The organism is Nonomuraea sp. CA-218870 (assembly GCF_050936535.1).
Taxonomy (GTDB): Bacteria; Actinomycetota; Actinomycetes; order Streptosporangiales; family Streptosporangiaceae; genus Nonomuraea; species Nonomuraea corallina.
The window spans coordinates 1007087-1033526 of the sequence record NZ_JBNJMN010000002.1 but is presented as its reverse complement, the minus strand read 5'-3'; the positions used below and the strand labels follow the sequence as shown (position 1 = coordinate 1033526).

Below are 26440 nucleotides of genomic sequence, written 5' to 3'. Positions count from 1 at the left end.
GGCTACGGGTGAAACGCATAGCGATCGTGGGCACCGGCTTCGGTGGATACGCCTGCGCAAGACAGCTGGAGCGCCGGCTCAGACCCGGCGAGGCGGAGATCGTGCTGATCACGCCCAAGGACTACACCCTGTATCTCCCGCTGCTGCCACAGGTGGCGGCCGGGGTGCTGCAGCCCCGCTCCATCGCGACGCCGCTGCACGCGGGGCTGAAACGCAGCAAGCTGCTGCCGGGCGTGGCGATGGAGGTGGACCTGGACGCCCGGGCGGTGAACGTGCTCAAGATCAGCGGCGAGCCGGTGCGGGTGCCCTTCGACGTGCTGGTGCTCGCACCCGGCAGCATGACCAGGACGTTCGACATCCCGGGGCTGAAGGAGCACGCCCGCGGCATGAAGACGCTGGCCGAGGCGGTCTACCTGCGCGACCACTCGATCGCCCAGCTGGAGCTGGCCGCCTCCACCTGCGACCCGGAGGAGCAGGCCGCGCGGTGCGGGTTCGTGGTGGTGGGCGCCGGCTACTCGGGGGTGGAGACGGCCGCGACGCTGCAGCTCGTCACCCGCCGGGCGATGGCCCGCTTCCCGCAGCTCGACCCCGGCCTGCTGCGCTGGACCCTCATCGACATCGCCCCCGCGGTGATGCCGGAGCTCGGTCCCGAGCTGGGCGCGGCGGCGCGGGACCTGCTGGAGCGGCGCGGCGTCGAGGTGCGCCTGGGCACCACCCTGGAACGGATCACCGAGGACACGGCGATGCTGACCGACGGCACCCGGCTGTCCGCGCACACCGTCATCTGGACGGCCGGGGTGACCCCGCGGCCGGTGGTGTCCAGCCTCGGCACGGAGACGGTCAAGGGCCGGCTGGTGGTGGGCGCGGACCTCCAGGTGCCGGGGTGCGAGGGCGTGTTCGGGCTGGGCGACGCCGCGGCGGTGCCCGACCTGACGGCCGAGCCCGGCACGCCCTGCCCGCCGACCGCCCAGCACGCCCACCGGCAGGCCAGGACCGCGGCGCGCAACGTGCTGGCGGCCCTGCGCGGCGGCCGGCCGCACGAGTACCGCCACCACGACGCCGGCCTGGTGGTGGACCTGGGCGGCTCGGACGCGGTGGCCAGGCCCTTCGGGATCGGCCTGACCGGGATGGCGGCGCAGCTCGTCACCCGCGGCTACCACCTGCTGACGACGCCGTCGAGCCGGTCGCGGCTGCGGGTGAGCGGCGACTGGCTGCTCAACATGATGGCCCCGGACGACCTGATCAGGCTGGACTTCCTCAAGGACTCCCCGGGCACGCTGGAGGAGCTGGAGCACATGCCGATCACGCCGCGGTCGCGCCGGATCAGCGTGACCGAGTCAGTGGGATCCCGACCGTGATCTCCTTGCCGAGCCGGTGGTCGCCGGCCAGGTCGAGGTCGTCGCCGCTCCAGAACCTGCCCGGGTCGTACCAGTTGGGCCGCCGGCCCGGGGGCAGCAGCCCCATCTCCTGGTAGGTGACGGCCACCACCTCGGCGCAGTAGGCGTTCTCCAGCGCCCGCTCCCCCATCGCCGTACGCGGGCGCGATCCCCGGGCCGGCCGGGGCAGGCGTGGCAGCCGGCCGCCCATCCACCGGGCCGCCAGCCTGGCGGTGGACGGGAACGGCGTGCCGTCGAGCCGGGCCACCGCGCGCAGCGCGGCGTCCTCCATCTCCGGGGTCGCCTGTGGCTCCAGCTGGCGCAGCCACGCCCGCTGGCCGTAGCGGTCGGCCCAGACGGTCACCGCGTCGCGCAGGTCGTGCAGCTGCACGCCCCGCTGGTGGGTGCCGGACCACAGGTCGGGCAGCGACTTGCCCAGCTCGGCGTGCCACATCATGGGCGGCAGGTCCTCGATGACGAGCGCCATGCCGACGTGGTTGACGGGACTGTTGGTCATGGTCTGGATGGCCCGGTCGGGGACGGTGCGGCCCCGGAAGATCCACAGGTCGCCCGTTCTGGTGAGCTCCACGGCTTCGTCGAGAGTCAGCACAGGGCTAGCCTAGGGACATGCGCTGGTGGAAGATACTCGGCCTGGCGGGGGTCGCGGGCGTCGCGGCCACGGGAGTGGCGATCGCGCGGGCGGAGCGCCGCCGCCGCGCCTACACCCCCGAGGAGATCAGGTCGCGGCTGCGCGAGCGGGTCGAGGGTCAGCCCGAGGGCCGCAGGTCGTAGACGAACACCACGTCCGGATAGGCCGGGTTGTCCACGTACCCCTGGACGCTGCCCAGGTAGGCCCGCCGGTAGTTGACCACCCACGGCATGGCCGCCGCCGCCTGCTGGTCCAGCACCCTGCGGGTGGCCCGGACGAACGACTGCTGCGCCGTGGCCCGGTCCGTCACGGTCAGCTCGGGCAGCGAGTCGAGCAGCGAGTCGGTGGTCGGGTCGTCCAGGTAGGCGAGGTTGAACACGGGCGGCTCGGCGCTGTGGAAGACGTTGCCGAACCAGGAGTAGCCGTCGGCGTAGTCCGGCCACCAGTACATGACGAAGATGTCCTGGCCGCGCCTCTTGCCCAGGTCCCACTGGTCGGGCCAGGGCATGGCGCGGGCCCGGAGGGTGACGTTGAGTGACTCCAGGTCCCGGCGCAGCCGGTCGACCAGGACCTGCTGATCGCTGTCGCCCTCGGCGTAGGTGAGGGTCAGCCGCAGCGGCCTGCCCTGCGGCCCGTACCCGGCCTCGCGCAGCAGCTCGGCCGCCTTCGCCAGGTCCTGCCGGGGCTCGCGGCCGGGCACGTGCCCGAGCAGCCCTTCCGGTACCACGCCGCTGTGCGGCATGACGCCGCCGCCCAGCGCCCGGATCACGCCCCGGTAGTCGACGGCCCGCTGCACCGCGCGCCGCACGCGCGGGTCCTTCATCGGCCCGGCGGAGGTGTTGAACAGCAGCATGGCCGTCTGGAACGAGGGCCGTTCGGAGGTGCGCAGGCCCGGCCTGTGCTCGGCCCGCGCGTACAGCTTCGGTTCCAGCCGGTAGAGGAAGCTGACCTCGCCGCGCAGCAGCTCCCGCCAGGCCTGGCGCGGGTCGGGCAGCACGCGGAACTTGACCGTGCGGTAGTGCGGCCGGTCCCAGCCTCCCCAGTATCCGTCGTACGCCTTGAGCGTCAGCTCGTCCCTGGCCCCCCGTTTCCAGGAGCCCACCGTGTACGGCCCGGTCCCGGCGTCCCTGCCCTCGGCGAACCACTTCTTCAGGTCCGGGGCCGCCCGCGTGTCGTAGATGTAGGCCGCGTAGGCGGAGGAGGCCACGACGTCGAGCGGCACCGGGTAGCGCAGCGCGAACGTGATCGTGTACGGGTCGTCGATCCTGATGGACGAGATCGCGTCCCAGATGTAGTAGGCGCCGGCCTTGGACGCCACGGTGCGCTCGATCGACTGCTTGACGGCGACGGCGTCCATCACCCGGCCGGTGTGGAAGGTGACGTCCCGGCGCAGGTTGAAGGTCCAGGAGCGCCCGTCCGCGGTGCTGCGCCACGCGGTGGCCAGGCGGGGGGCGCTCTTCTTGGTGATCGGGTTCCACAGCGTGAGCGTCTCGTAGACGTTCTGCAGGGCGACGACCTCGTTGGAGTACGACGTGCCGGGGTCCCAGTCCGTGATCACGTCCGTGTTCTCGACATAGACGAACGCCGACTCCCCGAGCCGCGGCTGCCGGACCACCGCCGGCGCCGAGCACGCCGTGGCGAACAGCACCAGCGCGGCGACCGCTGCGAGACAACGGCGCAACGCATCTCCCTCTATGACCGATCTTCCGTGAGAACCTACTAGACGATCATGGCGGATGTCCGAAACCACCGAAAAATTGGGCAATCCGGAGATCGAATTGCTATCCTCGTGCCTTGTCCCGTCCGGGGTTGCCAGCAGGGGACCGACCGGAGTGAGGTGCCATGGGTCGTAGCCGAACGATCCGCATGAAGATCATCGGCCTACTGCTGGTTCCGCTCGCCTCAATGGTGGTGCTGTGGGGAGTCATCACCGCCGTGACGGCGAGCGAAAGTCTGGAGTTGAAGCAGTATCAGACGCTCTGGACGAACCTGCGACAACCGGCGTACAAGCTCGGCAACGAGCTGCAGCGCGAGCGCCTCGCCTCCGTTCAGTTCCTGCGCGGGGACGCGTCGGCCGGCAGGCCGGCGCTCGCCGGGCAGCGTGCCCGCGGCGACAGGGCGAAGGAGGAGTTCAGGAAGCTCTCGGGCAGGTCCCGGGACACATCGGAGACGATCCGCAAACAGGTGGACGCGGTGTATACGCAGCTCGACAGGCTCGACGCGGTCAGAGGAGAGATCGACACGGGTCTGTCCGACCGTATGCGCACGGTGGAGTCGTACAGCACGATCATCGACTCCCTCTTCGACCTGCACCGGCGCGTCGGCTTCAGCGGCGACCTGCCGATCTACGAGCAGTCCAGGGTCGTCATCGACCTCGGCTACTCCAAGGAGCTCCTCACCCGCGAACAGGCGCTCGGCCTGGCCCCCACCACGACGGCCGAGCGCAGGCTGTTCACCCGGCTGGCCGGCAACCGGCGCTTCCTCATCGACCACGCGCTCGGCCAGCTCGACCCCGGCCTGCGCGACGTCCAGGTGTCGATCATCACCTCCTCCGACTACCAGCGCATGCGGCTGATGGAGGACCAGATCATCGCGGGCGGCTCGCCGGACGGGTGGCTGAAGACCACCGAGTCGCTGGCGAAGTCTTTTCAGGACGCCCAGATGCGCGCGAGCATGATCCTGCAGGAACGCTCGAAGCCGGTGGCCGACGCCGTGCTGATCCGGGCGTACGTGCTGGCCGGGACCTGCCTCGTGCTGGTCCTGGTGTCGATCGCGTTCACCCTGCGGATGGGCAACCGCCTGTCCAGGGAGCTGGCCAATCTCCGTGAGGCGGCGCTGGAGGTGGCCCAGGAACGGCTGCCCGAGGTCGTCGCCAAGCTGCGGAAGGGAGAGGAGGTCGAGGTGCCCGGACTGTCGGTCAAGAGCACGACCGTCGAGATCGACGACGTCGGCCAGGCCTTCTCCACCGTCCAGCAGACGGCCGTGGAGGCGGCGGTCGGCCAGGCGCAGCTGCGCGACGGCGTCGGCCACGTGTTCCGCAACCTCGCCAGGCGCAGCCAGGCGCTGCTGCACCGCCAGCGCATCCAGCTGGAGGGCATGCAGCACCGCGCCACCGACCCCGACGACCTGGACGACCTGTTCCGGCTGGACCATCTGGCCACCCGGATGCGCCGCCACGCCGAGGGCCTGATCATCCTGTCCGGCGCCACCCCCGGCCGCGGCTGGAGCAGGCCGGTGCCGATGCTCGACGTGGCCCGCGGCGCCGCCGCCGAGGTGGAGGACTACCAGCGCGTCACGGTCGAGCCGATGCCGGCCCAGCGCCTGGCCGGCCCGGTGGTCGGCGACGTGATCCACCTGGTGGCCGAGCTCATCGAGAACGCCACCGTCTACTCTCCCCCGCACACCTCGGTGATCGTGCGCGGCGAGGTGGCCGCCCGCGGCTTCGCCTTCCACGTGGAGGACCGGGGCCTCGGGATGAGTGACGAGCAGCTGGCGGAATACAACGCGCGGCTGGCCAGCCCGCCCGAGTTCGACCTGGCCGACAGCGAGCGGCTCGGTCTCTTCGTCGTTTCCCGCCTGGCCGCCAGGCATGACATTCGCGTGATGTTGCGCGATTCACCATATGGAGGGACCACCGCCATCGTGCTGATCCCGGCAGAACACGTGACAGCCGCTCCGGACGAGCCGGAGGAGCCCACCGGGGCCCCGGTCCGCCCGATCCGGGTGGTGCAGGGTGAGTAGGGACGAGCGCTGGCTGGACGAGGACGCCGGTCCGATCGTCCCGGCCTACCTGCTGACCCGGGGCCGCACCGTGCCCGCGAGCGAGGCCATCGACCTCATCGCGGTCATCATCACCTCCGGCGGCCTGACGCCGCCGGTCGGGCTTGGCCCCGAACACCTGATCATCCTGCAGAAGTGCACCAGGCCGACGCGGCTGGTGGACGTCGCGGCGGAGCTCAACCTGCCCATCGGCGTGGTGCGGGTGCTCGTCGGCGACCTGCACCAGCAGAAGCTCGTCCAGGTCGAGTCGCCGCCTCCGGCGCCCGACGCCACGGTGCTCCTGGAGGTCATCGACGGTCTGAAGGCTCTCTGAGCACCTCTTCGGCCCGATGACAGGCGACCCGGCGTCCTCCGGGCCGTCCGTCCAGGTCACGCAGCGCGGGCATGCTCTCACACTCCGCCACCGCCATCGGGCAGCGCAGCCGGAACGGGCAGCCCGTCCCCGCCGGCCGCGCCTCCGCGCGCCCGCGCGCCGCGGGCGGCTCTCCCCCGAGCCTGGGCACGGCGTCGCGCAGCGCCAGCGTGTACGGGTGAGCGGGCCGGGAAAGCAGGTCGGCCGTGGGCCCCGACTCGACCACGCGGCCCGCGAACAGCACGTGCGAGGTGCGGCAGAGCCTGCCGACGACGGCCAGGTTGTGCGTGATGAGCAGGCGGCCGGCCGGCAGCCCGGCGAGCAGGTCGAGGATCTTGGCCTGGACCGTCACGTCGAGGGCGCTGGTGGGCTCGTCGAGGATGAGCAGCCGGGGGTTCACCGCCAGGGCACGGGCGATCACCACGCGCTGGCGCTGGCCGCCCGAGAGCTGGTGCGGCCTGCGGCTCGCCAGCGCGGGGTCGAGGCCGACCTGTTCGAACAGCTCGGGGACGCGGTGGCGGGCGTGGCGGGGCAGCGCCTCGGCGACGGAGGCGCCGGCGCGCATCCGGGGGTCGAGGGCCTCGGCCTGGAAGACGGGCTGCACGTCGCCGTGGAAGCGCCTCATGTCCACTTTTTTCAGGTTCTCGTTCCCGTACCAGATATTTCCTGACATGGGGGTGAGGAGGCCGAGGAAGGCCCGCGCCAGCGTCGTCTTGCCCGACCCGCTCTCGCCGATCAGGCCCACGCCGCCCTCGACGATGTCCAGGGTGACGTCGTGGACCACGGGCGTGCGCCCGTACCCGAGCGTCACCCGCTCAGCCCTCAGCAGGGCGCCCGGCAGGCTCACGGCAGCGCCTCCAGCAACTCGCGGGTGTAGGGGTGGGAAGGCTCGGCCAGCACGCGGGCGGCCGGGCCGCTCTCCACGACCTCGCCGTCGCGCATGACCAGCACCCGGTGGGCGATCGTGGAGACCAGGGCCAGGTCGTGCGAGACCAGCAGCAGCGCCAGCCCGCGCGCCGCGCACAGCTCGCGCAGCACGGCCACCACCTCGGCCTGCACGGTCACGTCCAGCGCGCTGGTCGGCTCGTCGGCCAGGATGGCCTCCGCGCCGAGCGCGATGGCCAGCGCGATCGCGAACCGCTGCGCCTGCCCGCCGGACACCTCGTGCGGGTAGCGGCGCAGGACGGCCGGGTCGAGCAGCACCGCCTCGACCGCCTCCGCCATGACCCGCTCCGCGTCGCCGACGCCGTGCAGCTTCAGCGCCCGGCGCATCAGCGTGCCGAGCCGGGTGGTGGGGCTGAGCGCGGCCTGCGGCGACTGCATGACCAGCGCCACCCGCGCCCCCCTGATCGCGCGCAGCCGGGCCGGCGAGGCGGTCAGCACGTCCACCCCGGCCACCCGGACCAGCCCGCTGACCTCGGCGCCCTCGGTGAGCCCGAGCAGCGCCATGAGGGTGGTCGACTTGCCCGAGCCGCTCTCCCCCACGATCGCCACGCACTCGCCGGGCGCCACGTCCAGCTCCGGCACCCGCGCCACGACCCGATCGCCGTACCTCACCTGAAGGTCGCGTACCTCGATCACTTCACGATCCTCCGCGGGTCCAGCGCGTTGCGCAGCCCCTCGCCCAGCACGTTGAACGCGAACGCGGTCAGCAGGATCGCCAGCCCCGGGAAGGTGACGACCCACCAGTTCGTGGTGAACAGCGTCTGCCCCTGCTCCACCATCAGCCCCCACTCCGCCGTCGGGTCCTGCGCGCCCAGCCCCAGGTACGACAGCGCGGCGGCGGTCAGGATGACCCCACCGGCGTCGAGCGAGACCTGGACCAGGACGGGCGTCAGGGAGTTCGGCAGCACGTGCCGCAGGATGATCATGATGGCCGGCACGCCGAGGCAGCGCGCGGCGTCCACGTACGGCCGGGTGGCGATGGAGGCGGCCGTCGACGCCGACAGCCGGGCGTACCAGGGCCACCAGGTGACCGCGATGGCCACGATCACGGTGGTGACGCTCGGCTCCAGCACGACCGCCAGGGCCACCGAGAGCAGCAGCGCGGGGAAGGCCAGGAACACGTCCGTGATCCGCATGATCACGTCTCTGACCCAGCCGCCCGCGTACCCGGCCACCATGCCGAGCAGGACGCCGGCCGTGGCCGAGGCCGCCAGCACGGCCACCGCGATCAACAGTGACGTCCGGCCGCCGTGCAGCACCCGGGAGAACACGTCGCGGCCGGCCGCGTCGGTGCCGAACCAGTGCTCGCCGTCCGGCGGGCTCAGGGCGTTGACCGGGTCCACCTCGTCCGGCGCGTACGGGGTCAGCCAGGGCGCCAGCACGGCGGCCAGGACGATGAGGGCGATCAGCACCGCCCCGGCGAGGGCGAACCGGTCGGTGATCCGCGGCAGCGTGCGGCGCAGCGGCGCCGTCCCCGGCGGCGCGCTCACCGGGCCCTCGTCCTCGGGTCGATGACGCCCTGCAGCAGGTCGACCATCAGGTTGGCGAGCACGTACACCAGCGCCACCAGCAGGGTGACGCCCGCGACGGCCGGCGTGTCGGAGTGGGAGATGGCGCTGACGGCGTAGCGGCCCAGGCCGGGCCAGTTGAAGACGGCCTCGACCAGGAACCCGTTCACGATCGCGTACGCGAACACCAGCGCGATCAGCGACAGCACCGGGTTGAGCGCCGGCCGCAGCGCGAACCGGGTGAGGATCGTCGTCTCCCTGAAGCCGAGCGCCCGCTCCAGCCGGGCGTGGTCCTGCGACGCCTCCTCGATGAGCGTGGCGCGCACCAGCTGCGCGATCACGCCCGCCGGGTACGCGGCCACGACCAGGGCCGGCAGCACCAGGTGCGCCAGCGTGCTGGTGAAGATCGGCCAGTTGCCGGTGATGAGGGCGTCCACGATGGTGATGTTGGTCCAGAGGGTCAGCGGGCTGGTGGTGTCGAGCGAGCTGTCGTACTCCCCGGCGACCGGGAACCAGCCCAGGTTGCTGCCGAAGACCGTCTGCAGCGCCAGCGCCAGCCAGAACACCGGCAGCGACACCGCGAGCATGCTGGTCAGCCGGACGGAGAAGTCCGGGAAGCGGCCCCGGAACCGCGCGGCCAGCACGCCGACCGGGACGCCCACCGCGATGGCGATCACCAGCCCGGCCCCGACCAGCTCCAGGCTGGCCGGGAACGCGTGGTACAGGTCCTCCAGCACCGGCCGCCGGGTGTGCAGGCTGGTCTGCCAGTCACCGGTCGCCAGGTCCCTGACGTAGACGGCGAGCTGCACCCACAGCGGGTCGTCCAGCCCGAACCGCTCGCGCACCTCCGCGAGCTGCTCGGGCGTGGCCTTGGGCCCGGCGTAGGCGACCGCCGGGTCGCCGGGCACCATCCTGGTGATCACGAAGGTGAGCGCGACCACGCCGGCCATGACCAGGAGCGCCTGGCCCAGCCGGCGGATCAGGTAACGCGGCATCGCTCAGCCGGCGGGCTTGAGGTCGTAGAAGAAGACGACGTTCGGATAGGCGGGGTTGTCGACGTACCCGAGCACGTCCGCGGTGAGCGCGCGCTGGTAGGTCTGCACGTACGGCACCGCGACCGCCGCCTCCTCCTGGATGATCTTCTTCTGCAGGTCGGCGTAGGCCTGGTCCGCCGCCAGCGCGTCGGTGGCGGCGAGCTCAGGCAGCTTGTCGATCGCGTCGTCGATCGCGCCGTCCTTGAGGTACGACAGGTTGAACTGGACCTCCTCGGCGCTGCGGAAGACGTTGAAGAACCAGGAGAACGCGTCGGCGTAGTCGGGATACCAGTACATGACGAAGATGTCCTGGTCGCCCTTCTTGCCGCGGTCCCACTGCGCGTTCCAGGCCATCGCCCGCGCCTGGAGGGTGACGTTGACCTGCTTCAGCGCCGCGGTGAGCAGCGTGACCAGCAGCTTCTGGTCCTCGTCGCCCTGGGCGTAGGTGAGGGTGAGCTTCAGCTCGGGGTTGTCCGGGCCGTACCCGGCCTCCTGCAGCAGCGCCCGCGCCTTGTCGAGGTCCTGCTTGGGCTCCAGGCCGGTGGTGTGGCCGAGCAGACCGGGCGGCACCAGCCCGCCGGCCTTCTGCCCGGCGCCCTTGAGCGCCGCCACCAGTCCGTCGTAGTCGATGGCGTGCTGCAGCGCCTGCCGGACCCGCACGTCCTTGGTCGGCCCCTCGGCGGTGTTGAACAGCACCAGCAGGTTCTGGAACGACGGCGCCTGCTTGGCCTGCACGCCCTCGGTCATGCCCGCCTGCTGGAACAGCTGCGGGTTGAGCCGCTGCACGAAGTTGACCTCGCCGCGCTGGACGAGCTGCCAGGCGGTGGTGATCTCCGGCGTGACCCGGAAGGCCGCCTTCTTGTACTGCTCGGGCCGCCAGCCGCCCCAGTAGTCCTCGAACGCCTTCAGCGTCAGCTCGGTCTCCTGGCCCTTGCGCCACGAGTCGATCGTGTACGGGCCGGTGCCGACGTCCAGTTTGCCGTTCTTGACGTCGTCCTCGTTCTTCTCCAGCGCCTCGGCGTCGTAGAGGTAGGCGGCGTAGCCGGAGGAGGCGATGAGGTCCATCGGGGACGCGTACTTGAGCGTGAACTTCAGCGTCGCGTCGTCCGGCGTCTCGATCTTGTCGACCGCGCCCCAGATGTAGGCGGCGCCGCCGTTGGACTTCATCGTGCGCTCGATGGCCTTCTTGGCGGCCTCGGCGTCCAGCGGGGCGCCGGTGTGGAACTTCACGCCCTGGCGCAGCTTGAACGTCCACTCCTTGCCGCCGTCGGCCGAGGACCACTCGGTGGCCAGCCGCGGCTCGGCCTCCTTGGTCGCGGCGTTGTAGCGGGTCAGGCCCTCGTAGATGTTGGACATGGCGATGATCTCGTTGGAGTACGAGGTCGCCGGGTCCCAGTCGGTCACCACGTCGAGGTTCGGGGCGTAGACGAAGGTGGCCTCGTTGTCCTGGGTGGCCGTCTGGCCCGCCGGGGTTCCGCCGGTGCTCGGCTGCGGGCTGCCGCCGGCGCCGCGGACCTGGCCACCCGCGCACGCGGATGCGGCCAGGGCCACGACGCCGGCGACCCCGGCGACGAGCAGACGCTTGTGCCAGCGCATGGGGGGATCCTTTCGAGTTGTCACCGGGTGAGAGGGCCGGCGGCTTTGGCGTGTATCCGCACGGCAGGCTCCGCGAGATAGCTGAGCGGCACCTCCAGCAGGTCGACGATCTGGACCCGGTCCGGGTCCGCGCCCGCGGCCACGGCTCGCGCCGCCGCCTCCTGCTTCACCCTTTCGATCGCCTCTGTCCGGCTTTCACCCGCAGGCATGATCGTATCGACTCTGCCGCTCGCCAGGGCGATCGCGGCGCCGACGGCGTTGGCCACCTCGGCGTGCTCGGGGCGGATGACGCGGCTCACGCCGGGGATCCGCTCGGGCAGCAGGAAGGCCCCGCCACCCACCGCCACCAGCGGCCGTCCGGCGCGGCCGAGCGCCATGCGGTCCACCGCGTCGGCGGCCAGCTCGTCGGCGGCGGCGATCACCCTTTGCAGAGTGTCGCGGAAATCTTCCGATATGTCGCTCAAGTCCCACTGGACTCCCGCCGGGCGCCGCCCCGCCGCGACCGCCGCGTCCGTGAGCGTCGCCGTGCCGCCCCCGAACACCAGCGCCTCCTCCGCGATCCGGTAGCCGACCGAGCCGGGGCCGAACCGCGTCCCGCGCACGATGGTGCCTCCCCCGAGCGCGATGGCCAGGATGTCCGGCATGCGGAAGTTGGTCAGCACGCCGCCGATCTCCACGGCCGCCGACGACTCCCGCGGGAACCCGCCCGTCAGCACGCCCAGGTCGGTGGACGTGCCGCCGACGTCCGCGACGATCGCGTCCGGCACCCCCGACAGGAACGCGGCGCCGCGCAGCGAGTTGGCCGGGCCTGACCCGATGGTCGACACCGGCAGCCGCGCCGCGTGCTCCAGCGTCATCAGCGTGCCGTCGTTCTGCGCCAGATAGGGGGTGGCCGCCAGCCCGCGCTCGGCCAGCGCGGCCGTCAGCGCGCCGGTGACGTGCCCGGCGACCCCGTACAGCGCGGCGTTGAGCACGGTCGCGTTCTCGCGCTCCAGCAGCCCGAGCGAGCCGACCTCGTGGCTGACCGAGACCGGCAGCCCGTACTCGCTCCTGACCAGCTCCTCGACCGCCCGCTCGTGGCCGGCGGTGGCCGGGCTGAACACGGCCGTGACCGCGACCGCGTCGGCCTCCACCCCGTCCAGGAAGCGCCGGATCGCCCCGGGGTCGATCCGGCCGATCTCGCGCCCGTCCACGTAGTGACCGCCGGGCACCACCGCCTCGCCGGCCGAGACGGCCTGGCGCAGGTCGGCGGGCCAGCCGGAGAGCGGCGGCACGGCCGTGGTGGCGGGCGCGCCCAGCCGCAGCACGGCCACCCGGCCCAGGTTCGCGCGCTCCAGGATGGCGTTGGTGGCGTGCGTGGTGCCGAGCATCACCCGGCCGACCCGCCCGTGCGCTCCCGGGCCCAGCTCGCCCAGCACCGCGTCCAGCGCCGCGCGCAGGCCCCCGGTGACATCCCGGCTGGTGGGCCGCTTGACCTTGACGATCACCCGGTCGTCCGCGCCGAGCACCACCGCGTCGGTGTTGGTGCCGCCGACGTCGACGCCGATCCGCAGGTCCGCCTCGCGCTCAGCCACGCGCCAGCTCCTCGACCGGCACGTAGTCCAGGTCGTAGCCGAACGCCCGCGGCCCCGCCGTGTCGAGCCCCTTCTCGGTGCGCCAGAGCGGGTCGCACGGCCAGGCGAGCACGGTGACGCGCTGGCCGTAGCGCAGGTCCTCCGTCTGTACGGCGGCCGCCGTCTCGGTGTCGACCACCGAGATCAGGTCCGGCACCATGGCCCTGACCTGGTTGTCCTCGACGGCGACCAGGTTCTCGTTCTGCAGCTCCAGGACGAGCGTGCGGCCCCGGTCGTCGCCGGTGCCCTCGATCGTGGCGGTGCCCCTGACGAACCCGCCGGTGGTGCGCCGCGCCACGTCCGTCAGCTTGCCGGTGATCAGCCTGGCCGCCCCCAGCTCCGCGGCGAGTGCGGCCAGCGGGTCGGCCGCGCCCTCGGTCGCCCGGCCGATCTCCAGCGCGCGGGTGACCGTGCCCTCGATGACCGCGCCCCTCGCCCGTTCGGCCGTGAGGACGTAGTCGGCCATCAGCGCCGAGGAGCCCGCGGCCACGCAGACCGCCCGCGCCAGCCGCTCCGACCACAGGCCGTCGACCGGCCGGATCGTCACCACGTTGCCGGCCACGTCCGACATGATCACCAGGTCGGCGGGCAGCCCCGCGACGTACATGGAGACCATCTGCACCTCGGGGAAGGCCCGGCCCATGCCGTCGGCGTCGAGCAGGGGCAGCCCGAGCCCCGCCGCCCAGGCCACCGGCTGCACCCCGTTGGAGCCGCCGATCTCCGACGACATGACAGCCGCGGGCGGCCTGCCGAAGAGGCGCTCGACCTCCTCGGCGACGCGCTTCGGCTCGTCCTCGCTGTGGATCATCTCGTGGCTCACGGTCGGCGCCCCGATCCCGGACAGCGGCAGGACCAGCGCGTCCGGGGGCAGCTCGGCCAGCCGCACGAGCGGCACCGGGCCGTGCTCCGCCACGGCCCGCGCGGCGGCCAGCGACCCGGCCCGCACGCCGCCGCCCCCACCGGTGCCGAGCACGGCGCAGCCTCGGGCCAGAGCCGGTATGTCAGTTTCGCGGATGCTCATAGGGAGCCCCAACCAAGCACATACCGCGCCATAACGCCAGCCTGTCGTTCCCCTGACTGGTAGACCTGAGGAGGGTCCAGAGGCGGAGGAGGAGCGCGGATGCGGATCTCGGTGGCGGCCGACAGCCTGGACGGGGTGGCCGAACGGGTGGTCACCGCCCTGCGGCGGCGCGGCCACGAGGTGATCAGCCACGGCGCGCTGGCCGGCGGCGAGCGCGACGACTGGGCGTGGGCGTCGGAGTCGGCCGCCCGCGACGTCGCGGAGGGCCGCGCCGACCAGGCGGTGGTGTGCTGCTGGACCGGCACCGGCGCGTCCATCGCGGCCAACAAGGTGCCCGGCGTCAGGGCCGCGCTCTGCGTCGACGCCTACACCGCCGACGGCGCCCGCAAGTGGAACGACGCCAACGTGCTCGCCCTCAGCCTCCGCCTCACCTCGGACGTGGTGCTCGACGAGATCCTGGACGCCTGGCTGGAGGGCGCCCCGAGCACCGACGCGTCCGACCGCGCCAACGTGGCCCACCTGGACGAGATCTGATCCCGGACGCCGACCGGGCCGCCGGCGTCCCCCTCTCCGCGCCTATGACCTGACCCGGACGCCCGCGAATCGTCGGTGCCGCGCTTTAGGGTGCAGGGCATGACCGACCTCATCCTCCGGGGCGGGCTGCCCTGGGGCCTCGACGGCCCCGCGGACGTGCTCGTCCGCGACGGCCTGATCGAGCGGGTCACCCCCGCCTCCGACGCCCCCGGCGCGCGCGTCGTCGACGTCGCCGGGCGGCTGATCCTGCCCGGTCTGGTCGACGCCCACTGCCACCTCGACAAGACGCTCCACGGCGGCCCCTGGGTGCCCCACTCGGCCGACGACACGCTCGCCGGCCGCATCGGCAACGACCTGTCCCGCCGCGGCGAGCTGGGCGTGCCGAGCGTGCCGCGCATCGTGTCCCTGCTGCGGACGATGAGCTCGTACGGCACCACCAGCGTGCGCAGCCACACCGACATCGACCCCCGGGTGGGGCTGCGCGGCGTGGAGGCGGTCCGCGAGGCGGCCGGGCAGGTGCCGGTCGACGTGACGCAGGTGGCGTTCCCGCAGCACGGCCTGCTGACCAACCCCGGCACCGCCGAGCTGCTGGAGGAGGCGCTCAAGAGCGGCGTGGAGGCGGTCGGCGGCCTCGACCCCGCGGGCATCGACCGCGACCCCGTGCGCCACCTCGACCTGATCTTCGGCCTGGCCGGCCGCTACGGCGTCCACGTCGACATCCACCTGCACGACGGCGGCTCGCTGGGCGCGTGGGAGGTGGAGCTGATCACCGAGCGCACGCGCGTGCTCGGCCTGGCCGGCCGGGTCACGATCAGCCACGCCTACGCGCTCGGCCAGGTCGACGCCGCCCAGGCGGGCCGGCTGGCCGAAGGGCTCGCCAGGGCGGGCGTGGCGGTCTGCACCGCCGCCGTCTACAGCTTCCCGGTGCCGCCGGTCAAGATCCTGCGGGCGGCCGGCGTGACGGTGGCGTGCGGCCACGACGGCATCCGCGACCTGTGGGGGCCGTTCGGCAGCGGCGACATGCTGGAGCGGGCCATGCACCTGGCCTACCGCAGCACGTTCCGCCGTGACGAGGACATCGAGCTCGCTCTGGAGGCCGCCACCTACGGCGGCGCACGCGCGCTCGGGCTGCGCGGATACGGGCTCGCACCGGGTGACCGGGCCGACCTGGTCGTGGTCGAGGCGGGCGGCGCGGCCGAGGCCGTGGTCGTTCACCCTCGGCGCACCCTGGTCATGAAAGACGGCGTCGTCCTGCACAATTGACCGGCGGGACCATCGAAAGGCAGGGCAAGTGCTCTCTATTCACCAGCGGATCGCCGAAGAACTCGGGGTGCGCGAGGGGCAGGTGCGGGCCGCGGTCGACCTGCTCGACGGCGGCGCGACCGTGCCGTTCGTCGCGCGTTACCGCAAGGAGGCCACCGGCGCGCTCGACGACGCCCAGCTGCGCACGCTCGAGGAGCGCCTGCGTTACCTGCGCGAGCTCGACGAGCGGCGGGCCGCGATCCTGGAGTCGATCGAGTCCCAGGGCAAGCTCGACGACGAGCTGCGCGCCCAGATCATGGCGGCCGAGACCAAGGCCCGCCTGGAGGACATCTACCTGCCCTACAAGCCGAAGCGGCGCACCAAGGCGCAGATCGCCCGCGAGCTGGGGCTGGAGCCGCTGGCCGACAAGCTGCTCGGCGACCCGTCGCTCGACCCGGCCGGGACCGCCGCGGGCTTCGTCACCGAGGGCGTGGCCGACGCCGGGGCGGCGCTCGAAGGCGCCAGGGCGATCCTCATCGAGCGGTTCGCCGAGGACGCCGACCTGATCGGCACGCTCAGGGAGCGGCTGTGGGAGCGCGGCAGGCTGGCCTCCAAGGTGCGTGAGGGCAAGGAGGAGGCCGGCGCCAAGTTCTCCGACTACTTCGACTTCGCCGAGCCCTTCACCAAGCTGCCTTCCCACCGCATCCTCGCCATCTTCCGCGGCGAGAAGGAGGAGATCCTCACCGTCACGCTCGAACCCGACGACGCCGCCGACTACGAGCAGCGGATCGCCGCCCGGTTCGGCGTCTCCGACCAGGGGCGGCCCGCCGACCCGTGGCTGACCGAGACGGTCCGCTGGGCGTGGCGCACCCGCATCCTCGTCCACCTGGGCATCGACCTGCGGATGCGGCTGTGGCAGGCGGCCGAGGACGAAGCGGTGCGGGTGTTCGCGGCCAACCTGCGCGACCTGCTGCTGGCCGCGCCCGCCGGCAGCCGCCCCACGATGGGCCTCGACCCCGGCCTGCGCACCGGCGTCAAGGTGGCCGTGGTCGACGCGACCGGCAAGGTCGTCGACACCGCGACCGTCTACCCCCACGAGCCCAAGCGGCAGTGGGACCAGTCGCTGGCCGTGCTCGGGGCGCTGGCGCAGCGCCACGGCGTCGAGCTGATCGCCATCGGCAACGGCACCGCCTCCCGTGAGACCGACAGGCTGGCGGGCGAGCTGGTCAAGCACCTGCCGTCGATCACCAAGGTGGTGGTGTCGGAGGCGGGCGCGTCCGTCTACTCCGCGTCCGCGTACGCCTCGCAGGAGCTGCCCGAGCTGGACGTGTCGCTGCGCGGCGCGGTGTCGATCGCCCGCCGGCTGCAGGACCCGCTGGCCGAGCTGGTCAAGATCGACCCGAAGTCGATCGGCGTCGGCCAGTACCAGCACGACATCGCCGAGTCGAAGCTGTCCCGCTCGCTCGACGCGGTGGTCGAAGACTGCGTCAACGGCGTGGGCGTCGACGTCAACACCGCCTCCGCGCCGCTGCTGACCCGCGTCTCGGGCATCGGCTCCACGCTGGCCGAGAGCATCGTCCGCCACCGCGACGCCAACGGCCCCTTCCGTGCCCGCACCGCGCTGAAGGACGTGTCCCGCCTCGGGCCGAAGGCGTTCGAGCAGTGCGCGGGCTTCCTGCGCATCCAGGGCGGCGACGACCCCCTCGACGCCTCCAGCGTGCACCCCGAGGCCTACCCCGTGGTCCGCCGCATCCTCGACTCCGTCGGCACCGACCTCAAGTCGCTGATCGGCAACACCGCCGCGCTGCGCTCCCTCGACCCGCCGGCGTTCACCGACGACAAATTCGGCCTGCCGACGGTCACCGACATCCTGCGCGAGCTGGAGAAGCCCGGCCGCGACCCGCGACCCGCCTTCCGCACGGCCACCTTCAAGGAGGGCGTCGAGAAGCTCTCCGACCTGGAGCCGGGCATGATCCTGGAGGGCGTGGTCACCAACGTGGCTGCGTTCGGCGCCTTCGTCGACATCGGGGTCCACCAGGACGGCCTGGTCCACGTGTCGGCCATGTCCCGCACGTTCGTCAAGGACCCCCGCGACGTCGCCAAGCCCGGCGACATCGTGCGCGTCAAGGTGCTGGACGTCGACATCCCGCGCAAGCGCGTCTCCCTCACGCTCCGCCTCGACGACGCCGCCGCCCAGCCCGCCGCCCCCGGCTCCCGGGGCGACGGCAGGCGCGGCGACGCCCGCGGCAACGGCGCCAAGCCGGCCGGCGGACGCGGTGGCGGACACGGTGGCGGACGCGGTGGCGGCGCCCGCGGAGACGGCGCCAAGCCGGGCGGCCGCGCGGACGGCGCCAAGTCGGGCGGCGGCCGTGCGGACGTCGGCCGGGGCGACGGCGGGGACGGCGGGGACGGCGGGGACGGCGGGGACGGCGCCAAGAGCGACCGGCGCGGCAGGGGCGAGAACAACCAGCGCGCCAACACCCAGCGCGACCGGCGCGGCCAGTCCCAGCGCCGCGCCGAGCCGACAGGCGCCATGGCCGAGGCCCTCCGCAAGGCCGGCCTCACCGACAAGTAGCCGCACCGGTGCCTCCCGGATCACCCGGGAGGCGGCGGCGGCCCCGGCTCGTCACCGGGGACGACCGGCGTCCGCACGGGGCGATACGGTCGAAGGGTGACCACGTACGACCGCGCGATCGAGCAGGCCCGTGACCTTCTGCGGTGGCGTTCGCCGCTGCGCACCGAGCTCTGGGCGTCCCGCCTGGCGGCCGAGGCCGACCAGGACCTGCTGGACGGGCTGGCCCGGTCGGAGCGCCCGGAGGCGCGGCTGGCACTCGCCGCCCTGGCCGCCGTCGACGCCGCGGACCTCCTCACACCCTCCGACCCGGACACCCCACCGACCGGCCAGGAGACCGACCACCCCACCCTGCCGGATGAAGCGGACCCGACCGCGCACACCCCCACCTCGCGGGAGACGGAGCCCTCCGTGGACGGGGCGGGTGAGGTCGGGGCGGGTGAGGTCGGGGCGGGTGAGGTCCGGGCGCCCGATCTCGCCGGGCTCGGGCGGGAGGCGTTGACGTGGCTGCCCGGGTGGGCCGGTCGCATGGGCCGGGTGAGGTGCGAGGGGGCCTGGTACGGCCGGGGCGACCGTTACGGCGAGCAGGTGCTCGCGGCCCTCGCGTTCCGTTACGCCAACGGCAAGGAGCCGCACCTGCTAGTGGTGGGCATCGACCAGGCGCACGGCGGGCTGGCGGTGGACGCGGTGGTGGAGGAGCCGACGTTCCTCGACGACCTCGGCCTGGCTCCGGCGCCGGAGGACGTGGTGGCGGGGCGGGTGCTGGACGCGTTCGAGGTGACCGACCTGCTCATGGGGGCCGAGGTGGCCGACAGCCTGCCCGCCGTCCGGGCGCTCGCGCTGTCACGCGCCCGGTCCGTCCCCGATCCGGTACGGCACGCGCCCGACGAGACGTTCACCGCCTTCGAGGACCTGCCCGCGCTGCCCGGGGCGGACGAGGCGTTCGGCGCGCTGGCCGAGTTCCTGGGCGAGCGGCCGCTGTGGTGGAGCCCGGCCCGGGTGTCGGCGTTCCTGACGTCGTGGCTGCCGCGCGAGGCGATCCTCGGTGATGCGGCGATCGCCGCCATGCCCGAGGTCCTGCGCGCCTGGACGCGCCACCTGGGCGACCATGAGGAGATCCTCGACCGGATCGCCGCTGAGGCTCCGCGGCTGCCCGCCCTCATGGCCGACGACTCCCTGGCCGGCCTGGCCAAGCGCGTCGCCCGCAGCCGTCCCCGGTAGCCACGCCCCGGACGGGCCCGCCTGCCACGCCCCGGTTGACGGACGGTGCCGCCGGATCAGCGGTGGGTGGTGGGCGGGGGCGATCCACGGGTCGCGGGCGGCTATGCTCGCTGTGACGTTCACCGCTGCCCCCGCCCGGGCGTTGAGAGGGAGTTTTACGCGATGTACAAGGAGTTCGCTGCCGAGGCGGTCGTCTGGCTCGTGCCGATCGTGGTTCTCATCGGCCTTGCCCTGCTGATCACCGCCTGACAGCCAGGGGCGCTTCGCCCCTGGCCCTCACTCTCAACGCGCGAAGGTCGAAGCGGATCTCGCCGTCGAGCCAGCGTCTCCACAGCCTCGACAGCGTTCCGGCGCGATTTCCGTTTCCGGCGCGATTTCCGGCAAGGTGTCGTCCACGCACTGTTGCCCCCATGACGGCCCGGACCCCCGCCGCCTCCCCCTGTTGAAAGCGGCATTCCGATTAACCATCGGCACCAGAGTGACAGTCAACGTCCAGATTTGCCGAAAAATCGGGCTATGAGGCCCAGGCCAGCAGCGGCCCGCCCTCCCGCAGGCGCTTGAGCGCCTGTTTCTCCAGCTGCCGGATCCGTTCCCTGGTCAGTCCTAGATGCCCGGCGATCTCGGTATAAGTCCGGATCTCCTCTCCGGCCAGCCCGAACCGGAGCCTGATGATGTACGCCTCGCGCGGCGGCAACGTCGTGACCAGCTCGTTCAGCTCGGCGCTCAGTGCCCGGCGTTCGGTGAACTCCTGCACCTCCACGCCGTCCTCGTCGGCGATCAGATCGCCGATGCTGGCCTCGCCGTTCTCCCCCACCGGCGTGTCGAGGCTGACCGTCTCCTGGGCGTACGACCGTAACGTCATCACCTGCCGGATCGAGCGCCCGGCGGCCTCGGCCAGCTCGTCGGGCTCCGGGTCGCGGCCGAGCGAGGCGGCCAGCCGCCGTTCCACGGTGAGCAGCCGGGAGAGCTCCTCGGCGACGTGGATCGGCAGCCGCACCGTACGGCTCTTGTCGTGGATGCCGCGCTCGATGGCCTGCCTGATCCACCACATGCCGTAGGTGGAGAACTTGTAGCCCCGCCGGTAGTCGAACTTCTCCACGGCCCTGATCAACCCGAGGTTGCCCTCCTGGATGACGTCGGTCATGGGCAGCCCGCGGTGGGCGTACTTGCGCGCCGCGGCCACGACGAGCCGCAGGTTGGCCCTGATGAGCAGCTCTTTGGCGCGTTCGCCGTCGCGGCGGACGTCGTCCAGCTCCGGGGAGTCCGCGCCCCGGCCGATCAGGTGGTCCGCGTACAGGCCGGCCTCGATCCGTCTGGCCAGGTCGACCTCGTCCGCGGCGGAGAGCAGGGGGGTCTTGCCGATCTGCCGTAGGTAGACGCCGAGCAGATCGGGCTCTTCGGCCGACATGCCGGGGCGACTACCCGGTAAACGGCGGGGAATTCCCCTCTTCGCTCAGCTCGGCGATGGCCAGCTCGGCGGTGGGCCTGATCTCGAAGAACTTGTCGAGCGCGGTGATCGCGAACAGGTGCTTGCACCGGCCGTTGAGCCCGGACAGCAGCAGCCTGCCGCCGGAGGCGGTGACGGCCTTGTGGAGGTAGACCAGCACGGACAGGCCGGAGGAGTCGCAGACGCTGACCGCCTGCATGTCGATGATGAGCATCGGCGGCTGGGTGAGGTCGAGGGCCTTGGTGACCCGGTCGCGGACCTCGGCGGCGGAGCCGAAGTCGAAGTCGCCCGTCAGCCTCGCGATGACGCACGGCCCCTGAAGGCCGAGGCTGATCGACAAGGCTTGGTCCGAAGTCACCCGGCTCCACCTACCCGCGTTGCGTATGACTTTCCCTTACTTTACGAGAAGTATCGGCGGGGGTTGACCACGAGCATCTGCTCGATCTGGGCGTCCGTCACGCCCGCCGCGCGCAAGGCCGGCAGCACGTCATCATGAATATGGTCATAACGCCAGTTGGGCGCGATGGCGGCGACCTGGTCCCACTCGTTGGGGAAGTAGTCCATGAAACACGCGGCGTCGTGGCTGAGCACCATCCGGTCGGCGTAGCCGCGTTCGCACAGGGCCGCGATCGTGGCCACCCGCTGGGGCGTCGGGTTGTAGAGGTCGAGCCCGAACCGGTCCATGCCGAGCGTCGCCCCGGTGTCGGCGAGCCGCCGCAGGTAGTCCAGGTCGTTGCTGTCGCCGGCGTGCCCGACCACGACCTTGGTCAGGTCGACGCCCTCCTCGGCGAACAGGTCGAGCGCGGTGATCCCGCTCTGGGTGGCGGAGTTGGTGTGCACGGTGATCGGGGCGCCGGTCCGCGCGTGCGCCCGGGCGACGGCCCGGCAGATGCGCTCCACGCCGGGGGTGAGCCCTTGCCGGTCGACCACGCACTTGAGGAAGGCGGCCTTGACCCCGGTGTCGGCGATGCCCTCGGTGAGGTCGCGGACGAAGTCGTCGATCATCGGGTCGGGCATGTCGAGGAGCAGTCCGGGGCCGCGGTGCTCGTACTGGTGGGGAAGTTCCTCGAAGCTGTAGACGCCGGTGGCGACGATGACGTGGAGGTCCGGCACCCCGGCGGTGACGCGCTGGATGCGCGGGATGTACCGGCCGAGCCCCCACACGGTCGGGTCGGCGATCGTCCGCACCCCCTTGGCCGCGAGCGCGTTCAGCTTGCCGATCGCGTCGGCGACCCGGACCTCCTCGTCCCACCAGGCGCCCTTGCCGTAGTTGTCGACGTGCTCGGTCGCGGTGACGAAGACGTGCTCGTGCATCAGGGTCTGGCCGAGTTCGGCGACGTCGACCGGGCCTCTGACGGTGTTGACGACGGACATGGCCACCTCCGTACCGGCTGGTCTGTCGGCGCAACGGTAAGCGGGCGCTGACTGGCCGTCAACCACCGGCCCAGCCGGGGGAAGAGCGGCACGGGCGCGGGCAGCCGCCCGTCCTCCCGCTCGCGCACCGGCACGCCCGCCGCCTCGGCGGCCAGCACGTTCTTCAGCGAGTTGTCGTCGGTGGTGGCGGGCCAGCACGTCGCCCTGCGCGATCTCCAGCACGAACCCGAGGTGCGGGCGGGCGTTCACGTAGGGAATGGTCGTCGTGATGTACATCGGGTGCCTCCCACGGGCCCCTGACACGACGAGAGGCCCCGCTCGCAGGGCCTCATCAAGGACGTCGTCCGGTGAACCCCGCTAGGGGGCCGTCATCACCGGGAACGCCATCATACCGCCCAGCCTACCGACCGGCCCACGACTCTCCCGGCATTTTCCGTACGGGGAGACGGCGCTTCAGGCGAGCCGTCGGCGCACCGCCCACAGCGCCGCGCCGACGGCGAACACGATCAGCCCCGCGACCACCGACGGCAGCGGCAGGGTGGCCGCGAGCAGGAGGCAGAGCGCCAGCCCGAGCACCGGCACGGCCTTCGGCGGGGCGCCCTCGTCGCGGCCCAGGGTCAGGGCGGCGGCGTTCGCGATCGCGTAATAGACGAGCACGCCGAACGAGGAGAACCCGATCGCCTCCCTCAGGTCGGCGACGAGCACCAGCACGACCACGGCCGCCCCCACCGCCAGCTCGGCCCGGCGCGGCGCCTGGCGGACGGGGTCGACGGCGGCGAGCGCGCCGGGCAGGTCACGCTCGCGGGCCATGGCGAGCACCGTGCGTGAGACGCCCAGCAGCAGCGCGAGGAGGGCGCCGAGCGAGGCCACCGCCGCCCCGGCCCGAACCACCGGCTCCAGCCATCTCTCGCCGCCGGCCTTCACGACCTCCACCAGCGGCTCGGGCGAGGCGGCGAGCAGCCCGGGCCCGAGCGTGTGCAGCGCGGCGGCGGCGACCAGCGTGTAGACCACCAGCGTGAGGCCGAGCGCGATCCCGATGGCGCGCGGGATGGTCCTGCCGGGGTCGCGGACCTCCTCGCCCATGGTGGCGACGCGGGCGTAGCCGGCGAAGGCGAAGAAGAGCAGCCCTGCCGCCTGGAGCACGCCCCACCCGGTCACCTCGGGATCGAGGATCAGGTGGAGCCCGGGCGGCAGGTCGTCCAGGGAGCCGACCTGGACCACCTGGTCCTTGTCGACGACCTGCGCGTTGGGGATCCCGGCGGGGTCGGCGGTGTCGTCCACGGGAAGGCCGATCGCGGTGCCGGTGTCCGGCAGGAACGCCGCCGCCACGACGGCGGTCAGCACCAGCAGCACGAACCCCACCATGAGCCGCGCCGCCCGCGCCGACCGCCGCACCCCGGACAGGTTGAGCACCGTCAGCACGACCACCGCCGCCACGGCCAGCGGCCTGGCGAGGTCCGGGGCCGCGTACGCGCCGAAGGTCAGCGCCATGGCCGCGCAGGAGGCGGTCTTGCCGACGGTGAAGCCCCACCCGGCGAGATAGCCCCAGAAGGGGCCCAGCCGGCGTCGTCCGTACACGTAGGTGCCGCCCGACTCCGGGTGGCGGGCCGCCAGGCGGGCGGAGGAGGTGGCGTTGCAGTAGGCGACGACGGCGGCCAGCCCGAGCGCGGCGAGCAGCCACGATCCGGCCGCCGCGGCGGCCGGCGCGAACACGGCGAAGACCCCGGCCCCGATCATCGCGCTCAGCCCCACGACGACGGCGTCCCTGGTCTCCAGCCGCCGCGCCAGTTCGTCGGCCACGCGTCCCCTCCTCGCTGTCCGGAGCACTCTTCCGCACCGGACGGCGCCGATCAACCTACGGCCGGGGAACGCGAGCCGAACGGACGGTGACGCGCTACCCGTCGGTCCCCGGGCCGGGCACGACCAGCACCGGCCGGCGCGCGTGGTGCAGCACCCGGTCGGAAGTGCTGCCGAGCAGCAGCGACTTCACGCCGCCGAGTCCGCGGGTGCCGGTCACGATCAGCTCGGCGTCCAGTTCGTCGGCCACGTCCACGATCGTCGCCCACACGGCCGTCGCGTCAGGCACGCGGCGCGGCCGGGCCTCCAGCCCCGCCGCGCGGGCCTGCTCGACCCCCTGCGCGACCAGCGCGTTCATGGCCTTGTCGATCGCCTCTTCCTCCACGGGCGAGGTGTCGATCGTCATCATGAGCCCGGCTGAGGCTCGCGCGGTGGTCATCGCCAGCCTCTCCCACACGGTCAGCACGACCGTGTCATGCCCGGGGAACATGCGCCCGGCGAAGGCGATGGCCGCCTTGGCGTCGTCGGATCCGTCGTACGCGAGGAGAATCGTCATACCCGATCCTCTACCGGGAACCGGGGTGGTCATGCCAGGACGGGCGCACCGGCGCGGCGGACGGGCGGGCGCAGCATCGACAGCCCGGCCAGCGCGAGCACGCCCAGCTCGGTGACGACCACCGTGCGCTGGATCAGCCCGGCGGGGAACTCCTCGTTGGTCAGCGGGACGCCGAACATCCGCACCGCGTACGGGATCACGACCATCACCAGCGCGGTCAGGGCGACGACGCTGAGCGTCCGCACCCAGCCGGCGTACCGGATCCGCGCCCTGGCCAGCAGCAGCCCCGCCAGCGGCATCACCAGGAACGCGACGAAGGCGGCATACCGGTGGATTCCCCCCGAGATCGACAGCGGCAGGCCGGGCGCGTCGGTCGGGAAGGCGCCGACCAGGAACATGCTCACCCCCCACACGGCCAGCAGCGCCACGACCCACCGGTCCGCGCCGGACCGGCGCAGCGCCTCGGCGATCAGGGCCGCGCCGGCGGCGAACGACGTCAGCGACAGCGGCAGCAACCAGCCGGCCGCCTGGAAGGCGTACTCGCTGATGACGGTGTGCATCGGGTCGAGGCCCGCCTCGGTGTGCAGGGTGAGCATGGCGCCGGTGCCGGCGCCGATGGCCGCGAATCCGCCTAAGAGCAATCCCCTCATGACTCAACGGTCGTGGCGCGCGGCCTCGCGGAGTATCGGAGAAGAGCCCCAGCGTCCCCTGAACCGTCCCTTAGTACTTTGGTGGCGCCGTCCCCTGAGAGCCGCCCGCGACCTGCGCGGACGCGACCCCGGGTAGGGCCTGCCGGATCAGGGGGGCGGGGGCGGGCCTCAGACCTTCGCCGGGGGCACGTCGAAGTAGGCGCGCACCACGGTGGCCCCGGCGCGGGTGTGGATCCGGACCAGGTCGCTGAGCAGGTTGACGATGAGCAGCCCGCGCGAGCCCGCGATGTGCGGGGCGACCGGCCTGCGGCCGGCGAGCAGGTCGGTGATGTGGCCGGTGTCGCCGACCTCGCACACCAGCCGGTCGCCCTCACGCCACACCCGCAGGAGACCGGCGCCGCCGCCGTGGTCGAGGCTGTTGGCGCCCAGCTCGGCGACGACCAGGCGGATGTCGTCGAGCCGGTCGCCGGTGAACCCCATTCCGGCCGCCGCGTCGGCCGCCAGGGCGCGGGCGCCGGCCAGGTCGCCGCGGTCGAAGCGGAGCGCGACGTGGTCGGCGGGGTCGCCGAGCGGCCGGTTGTGGCCCTCGACGACGGCGTGCGGGGCGTAGCGTGGGCTCGGCCGCTCGCCGTCGGCGTCGCACAGCACGGGATGGGTGAGCTCCGCCTCGCGGAGCACCTCGGGGTCGAGGCCGTCGGCGTCGTACGGGCACAGGATCGTGAGCGGGCGGCCCGAGAACGCGACGTTGATCAGAGCCTCGTGCTGGGCGCACGCGGGGTACTCCACGTCGCTGCGGCCCGGCCAGATCGGCTCCCCGACGATGCGCACGCGGTCGTCGCGATGGCGGTCGGCGAAGTCGAGCAGGACCGCCGGGATGATGCGGCCGGGGTTGCGGCCCTCGGCGGTCATGTCGAGCATCAGCACACACTCGGCGGCGGGACCCAGCTCCCGCCGCAGCAGCTCCAGCTTGGCGCCGGGAACGGCGACGGCGACGGGCTCGCCGACGGCCAGGCCGTCACGGACGAACCCCGCGACGGCGGCCGTGTATTCCCGGTCGCCTCGGTAGAAGAGGGCGGGATGGGTGAACGGCTCAGCGTACATCGCCCTACAAGCTACCCGGCATCGACGACTTCATGGCCTGCCGCTACCGCCTCTTTCCCGGCGAGGGGATAT

General features: G+C 72.7%; 24 protein-coding genes and 1 pseudogene. 8 read left to right on the top strand and 17 right to left on the bottom strand.

Annotated elements, in window-relative coordinates; genetic code table 11:
• Nucleotides 1-8: 8 nt before the first annotated feature.
• Nucleotides 9-1358: an NAD(P)/FAD-dependent oxidoreductase gene (locus tag ACQEUU_RS33495; RefSeq protein WP_433073501.1), complete on the top strand. Its 1350-nt coding sequence runs from the start codon at nucleotides 9-11 to the stop codon at nucleotides 1356-1358.
• Here ACQEUU_RS33495 and ACQEUU_RS33490 read toward each other — a convergent pair.
• Nucleotides 1324-1983: a hypothetical protein gene (locus ACQEUU_RS33490; RefSeq protein WP_433074480.1), complete on the bottom strand. Its 660-nt coding sequence runs from the start codon at nucleotides 1981-1983 to the stop codon at nucleotides 1324-1326. The genes ACQEUU_RS33495 and ACQEUU_RS33490 overlap by 35 nt on opposite strands.
• A 20-nt stretch (nucleotides 1984-2003) precedes the next feature.
• On the opposite strand from ACQEUU_RS33490, the gene ACQEUU_RS33485 reads away from it, so the two are divergent.
• Nucleotides 2004-2168, top strand: a complete 165-nt coding sequence (locus tag ACQEUU_RS33485) for a hypothetical protein (RefSeq protein WP_270157594.1) — start codon at nucleotides 2004-2006, stop codon at nucleotides 2166-2168.
• On the opposite strand, the gene ACQEUU_RS33480 is transcribed toward ACQEUU_RS33485, so the two are convergent.
• On the bottom strand, nucleotides 2144-3706 hold the full coding sequence (locus tag ACQEUU_RS33480) for an ABC transporter substrate-binding protein (protein ID WP_433073498.1): 1563 nt from the start codon (nucleotides 3704-3706) through the stop codon (nucleotides 2144-2146). The two genes, ACQEUU_RS33485 and ACQEUU_RS33480, sit on opposite strands and share 25 nt — an antisense overlap.
• Before the next feature lie 161 nt (nucleotides 3707-3867).
• On the opposite strand from ACQEUU_RS33480, the gene ACQEUU_RS33475 reads away from it, so the two are divergent.
• A complete protein-coding gene (locus ACQEUU_RS33475) occupies nucleotides 3868-5766 on the top strand; it encodes a sensor histidine kinase (RefSeq protein ID WP_433073495.1) in 1899 nt (632 codons plus the stop codon).
• Nucleotides 5759-6118 (top strand): DUF742 domain-containing protein, encoded by a 360-nt coding sequence (locus tag ACQEUU_RS33470; protein ID WP_270157582.1) that lies wholly within the window; start codon nucleotides 5759-5761, stop codon nucleotides 6116-6118. Before ACQEUU_RS33475 ends, ACQEUU_RS33470 begins: the two co-directional genes overlap by 8 nt.
• Here ACQEUU_RS33470 and ACQEUU_RS33465 read toward each other — a convergent pair.
• The 7 genes from ACQEUU_RS33465 to ACQEUU_RS33435 are packed head-to-tail and all read right to left on the bottom strand — an operon-like array spanning nucleotide 6093 to nucleotide 13874.
• Entirely contained in the window at nucleotides 6093-7004 is a 912-nt protein-coding gene (locus tag ACQEUU_RS33465) for an ABC transporter ATP-binding protein (RefSeq protein ID WP_433073491.1), read from the bottom strand. The genes ACQEUU_RS33470 and ACQEUU_RS33465 overlap by 26 nt on opposite strands.
• Nucleotides 7001-7738, bottom strand: coding sequence for an ATP-binding cassette domain-containing protein (locus ACQEUU_RS33460; RefSeq protein WP_433073488.1), 738 nt, complete (start codon nucleotides 7736-7738; stop codon nucleotides 7001-7003). Before ACQEUU_RS33460 ends, ACQEUU_RS33465 begins: the two co-directional genes overlap by 4 nt.
• Entirely contained in the window at nucleotides 7735-8592 is an 858-nt protein-coding gene (locus ACQEUU_RS33455) for an ABC transporter permease (protein ID WP_433073485.1), read from the bottom strand. Before ACQEUU_RS33455 ends, ACQEUU_RS33460 begins: the two co-directional genes overlap by 4 nt.
• Nucleotides 8589-9605: an ABC transporter permease gene (locus tag ACQEUU_RS33450; RefSeq protein ID WP_433073482.1), complete on the bottom strand. Its 1017-nt coding sequence runs from the start codon at nucleotides 9603-9605 to the stop codon at nucleotides 8589-8591. The genes ACQEUU_RS33455 and ACQEUU_RS33450 overlap by 4 nt, the downstream gene beginning before the upstream one ends.
• 3 nt (nucleotides 9606-9608) lie before the next feature.
• Nucleotides 9609-11240, bottom strand: a complete 1632-nt coding sequence (locus ACQEUU_RS33445; protein WP_433073479.1) for an ABC transporter substrate-binding protein — start codon at nucleotides 11238-11240, stop codon at nucleotides 9609-9611.
• A gap of 20 nt (nucleotides 11241-11260) precedes the next feature.
• Nucleotides 11261-12814 (bottom strand): hydantoinase/oxoprolinase N-terminal domain-containing protein, encoded by a 1554-nt coding sequence (locus ACQEUU_RS33440; RefSeq protein ID WP_433073476.1) that lies wholly within the window; start codon nucleotides 12812-12814, stop codon nucleotides 11261-11263.
• On the bottom strand, nucleotides 12807-13874 hold the full coding sequence (locus ACQEUU_RS33435; protein WP_433073473.1) for a DUF917 domain-containing protein: 1068 nt from the start codon (nucleotides 13872-13874) through the stop codon (nucleotides 12807-12809). Before ACQEUU_RS33435 ends, ACQEUU_RS33440 begins: the two co-directional genes overlap by 8 nt.
• A 99-nt stretch (nucleotides 13875-13973) precedes the next feature.
• Here ACQEUU_RS33435 and ACQEUU_RS33430 point away from each other — a divergent pair, with 99 nt between their 5' ends.
• The 4 genes from ACQEUU_RS33430 to ACQEUU_RS33415 all read left to right on the top strand — a co-directional run bounded on the left by ACQEUU_RS33430 (nucleotide 13974) and on the right by ACQEUU_RS33415 (nucleotide 19443).
• Nucleotides 13974-14408: an RpiB/LacA/LacB family sugar-phosphate isomerase gene (locus ACQEUU_RS33430; protein ID WP_433073470.1), complete on the top strand. Its 435-nt coding sequence runs from the start codon at nucleotides 13974-13976 to the stop codon at nucleotides 14406-14408.
• Between the two features lie 99 nt (nucleotides 14409-14507).
• A complete protein-coding gene (locus ACQEUU_RS33425) occupies nucleotides 14508-15671 on the top strand; it encodes an amidohydrolase (RefSeq protein ID WP_433073467.1) in 1164 nt (387 codons plus the stop codon).
• A gap of 28 nt (nucleotides 15672-15699) precedes the next feature.
• A complete protein-coding gene (locus tag ACQEUU_RS33420) occupies nucleotides 15700-18225 on the top strand; it encodes a Tex family protein (RefSeq protein WP_433073464.1) in 2526 nt (841 codons plus the stop codon).
• Nucleotides 18226-18321: 96 nt separating this feature from the next.
• Nucleotides 18322-19443, top strand: a complete 1122-nt coding sequence (locus ACQEUU_RS33415) for a hypothetical protein (protein ID WP_433073461.1) — start codon at nucleotides 18322-18324, stop codon at nucleotides 19441-19443.
• A 514-nt stretch (nucleotides 19444-19957) separates the two neighbouring features.
• On the opposite strand, the gene ACQEUU_RS33410 is transcribed toward ACQEUU_RS33415, so the two are convergent.
• From ACQEUU_RS33410 to ACQEUU_RS33375, 8 genes and pseudogenes are all read right to left on the bottom strand, one after another.
• Nucleotides 19958-20851, bottom strand: a complete 894-nt coding sequence (locus ACQEUU_RS33410) for a sigma-70 family RNA polymerase sigma factor (protein ID WP_433073458.1) — start codon at nucleotides 20849-20851, stop codon at nucleotides 19958-19960.
• A gap of 10 nt (nucleotides 20852-20861) precedes the next feature.
• A complete protein-coding gene (locus ACQEUU_RS33405; RefSeq protein ID WP_433073455.1) occupies nucleotides 20862-21248 on the bottom strand; it encodes an STAS domain-containing protein in 387 nt (128 codons plus the stop codon).
• A 41-nt stretch (nucleotides 21249-21289) separates the two neighbouring features.
• A complete protein-coding gene (locus ACQEUU_RS33400) occupies nucleotides 21290-22264 on the bottom strand; it encodes a phosphotriesterase family protein (protein WP_433074477.1) in 975 nt (324 codons plus the stop codon).
• Nucleotides 22265-22483: 219 nt separating this feature from the next.
• A pseudogene (locus ACQEUU_RS33395) lies at nucleotides 22484-22540 on the bottom strand (hypothetical protein); the annotation flags it as partial.
• A gap of 177 nt (nucleotides 22541-22717) precedes the next feature.
• The gene (locus ACQEUU_RS33390) at nucleotides 22718-24064 is read right to left on the bottom strand and encodes an APC family permease (RefSeq protein ID WP_433073452.1); all 1347 of its coding nucleotides are present in this window, start codon (nucleotides 24062-24064) and stop codon (nucleotides 22718-22720) included.
• A gap of 94 nt (nucleotides 24065-24158) precedes the next feature.
• Nucleotides 24159-24617, bottom strand: coding sequence for a universal stress protein (locus ACQEUU_RS33385; RefSeq protein WP_433073449.1), 459 nt, complete (start codon nucleotides 24615-24617; stop codon nucleotides 24159-24161).
• Between the two features lie 29 nt (nucleotides 24618-24646).
• Complete coding sequence (locus ACQEUU_RS33380) at nucleotides 24647-25267, bottom strand: DUF998 domain-containing protein (RefSeq protein ID WP_433073446.1); 621 nt, start codon at nucleotides 25265-25267, stop codon at nucleotides 24647-24649.
• 168 nt (nucleotides 25268-25435) lie between these two features.
• A complete protein-coding gene (locus ACQEUU_RS33375; protein WP_433073443.1) occupies nucleotides 25436-26368 on the bottom strand; it encodes an anti-sigma factor RsbA family regulatory protein in 933 nt (310 codons plus the stop codon).
• Nucleotides 26369-26440: the final 72 nt, after the last annotated feature.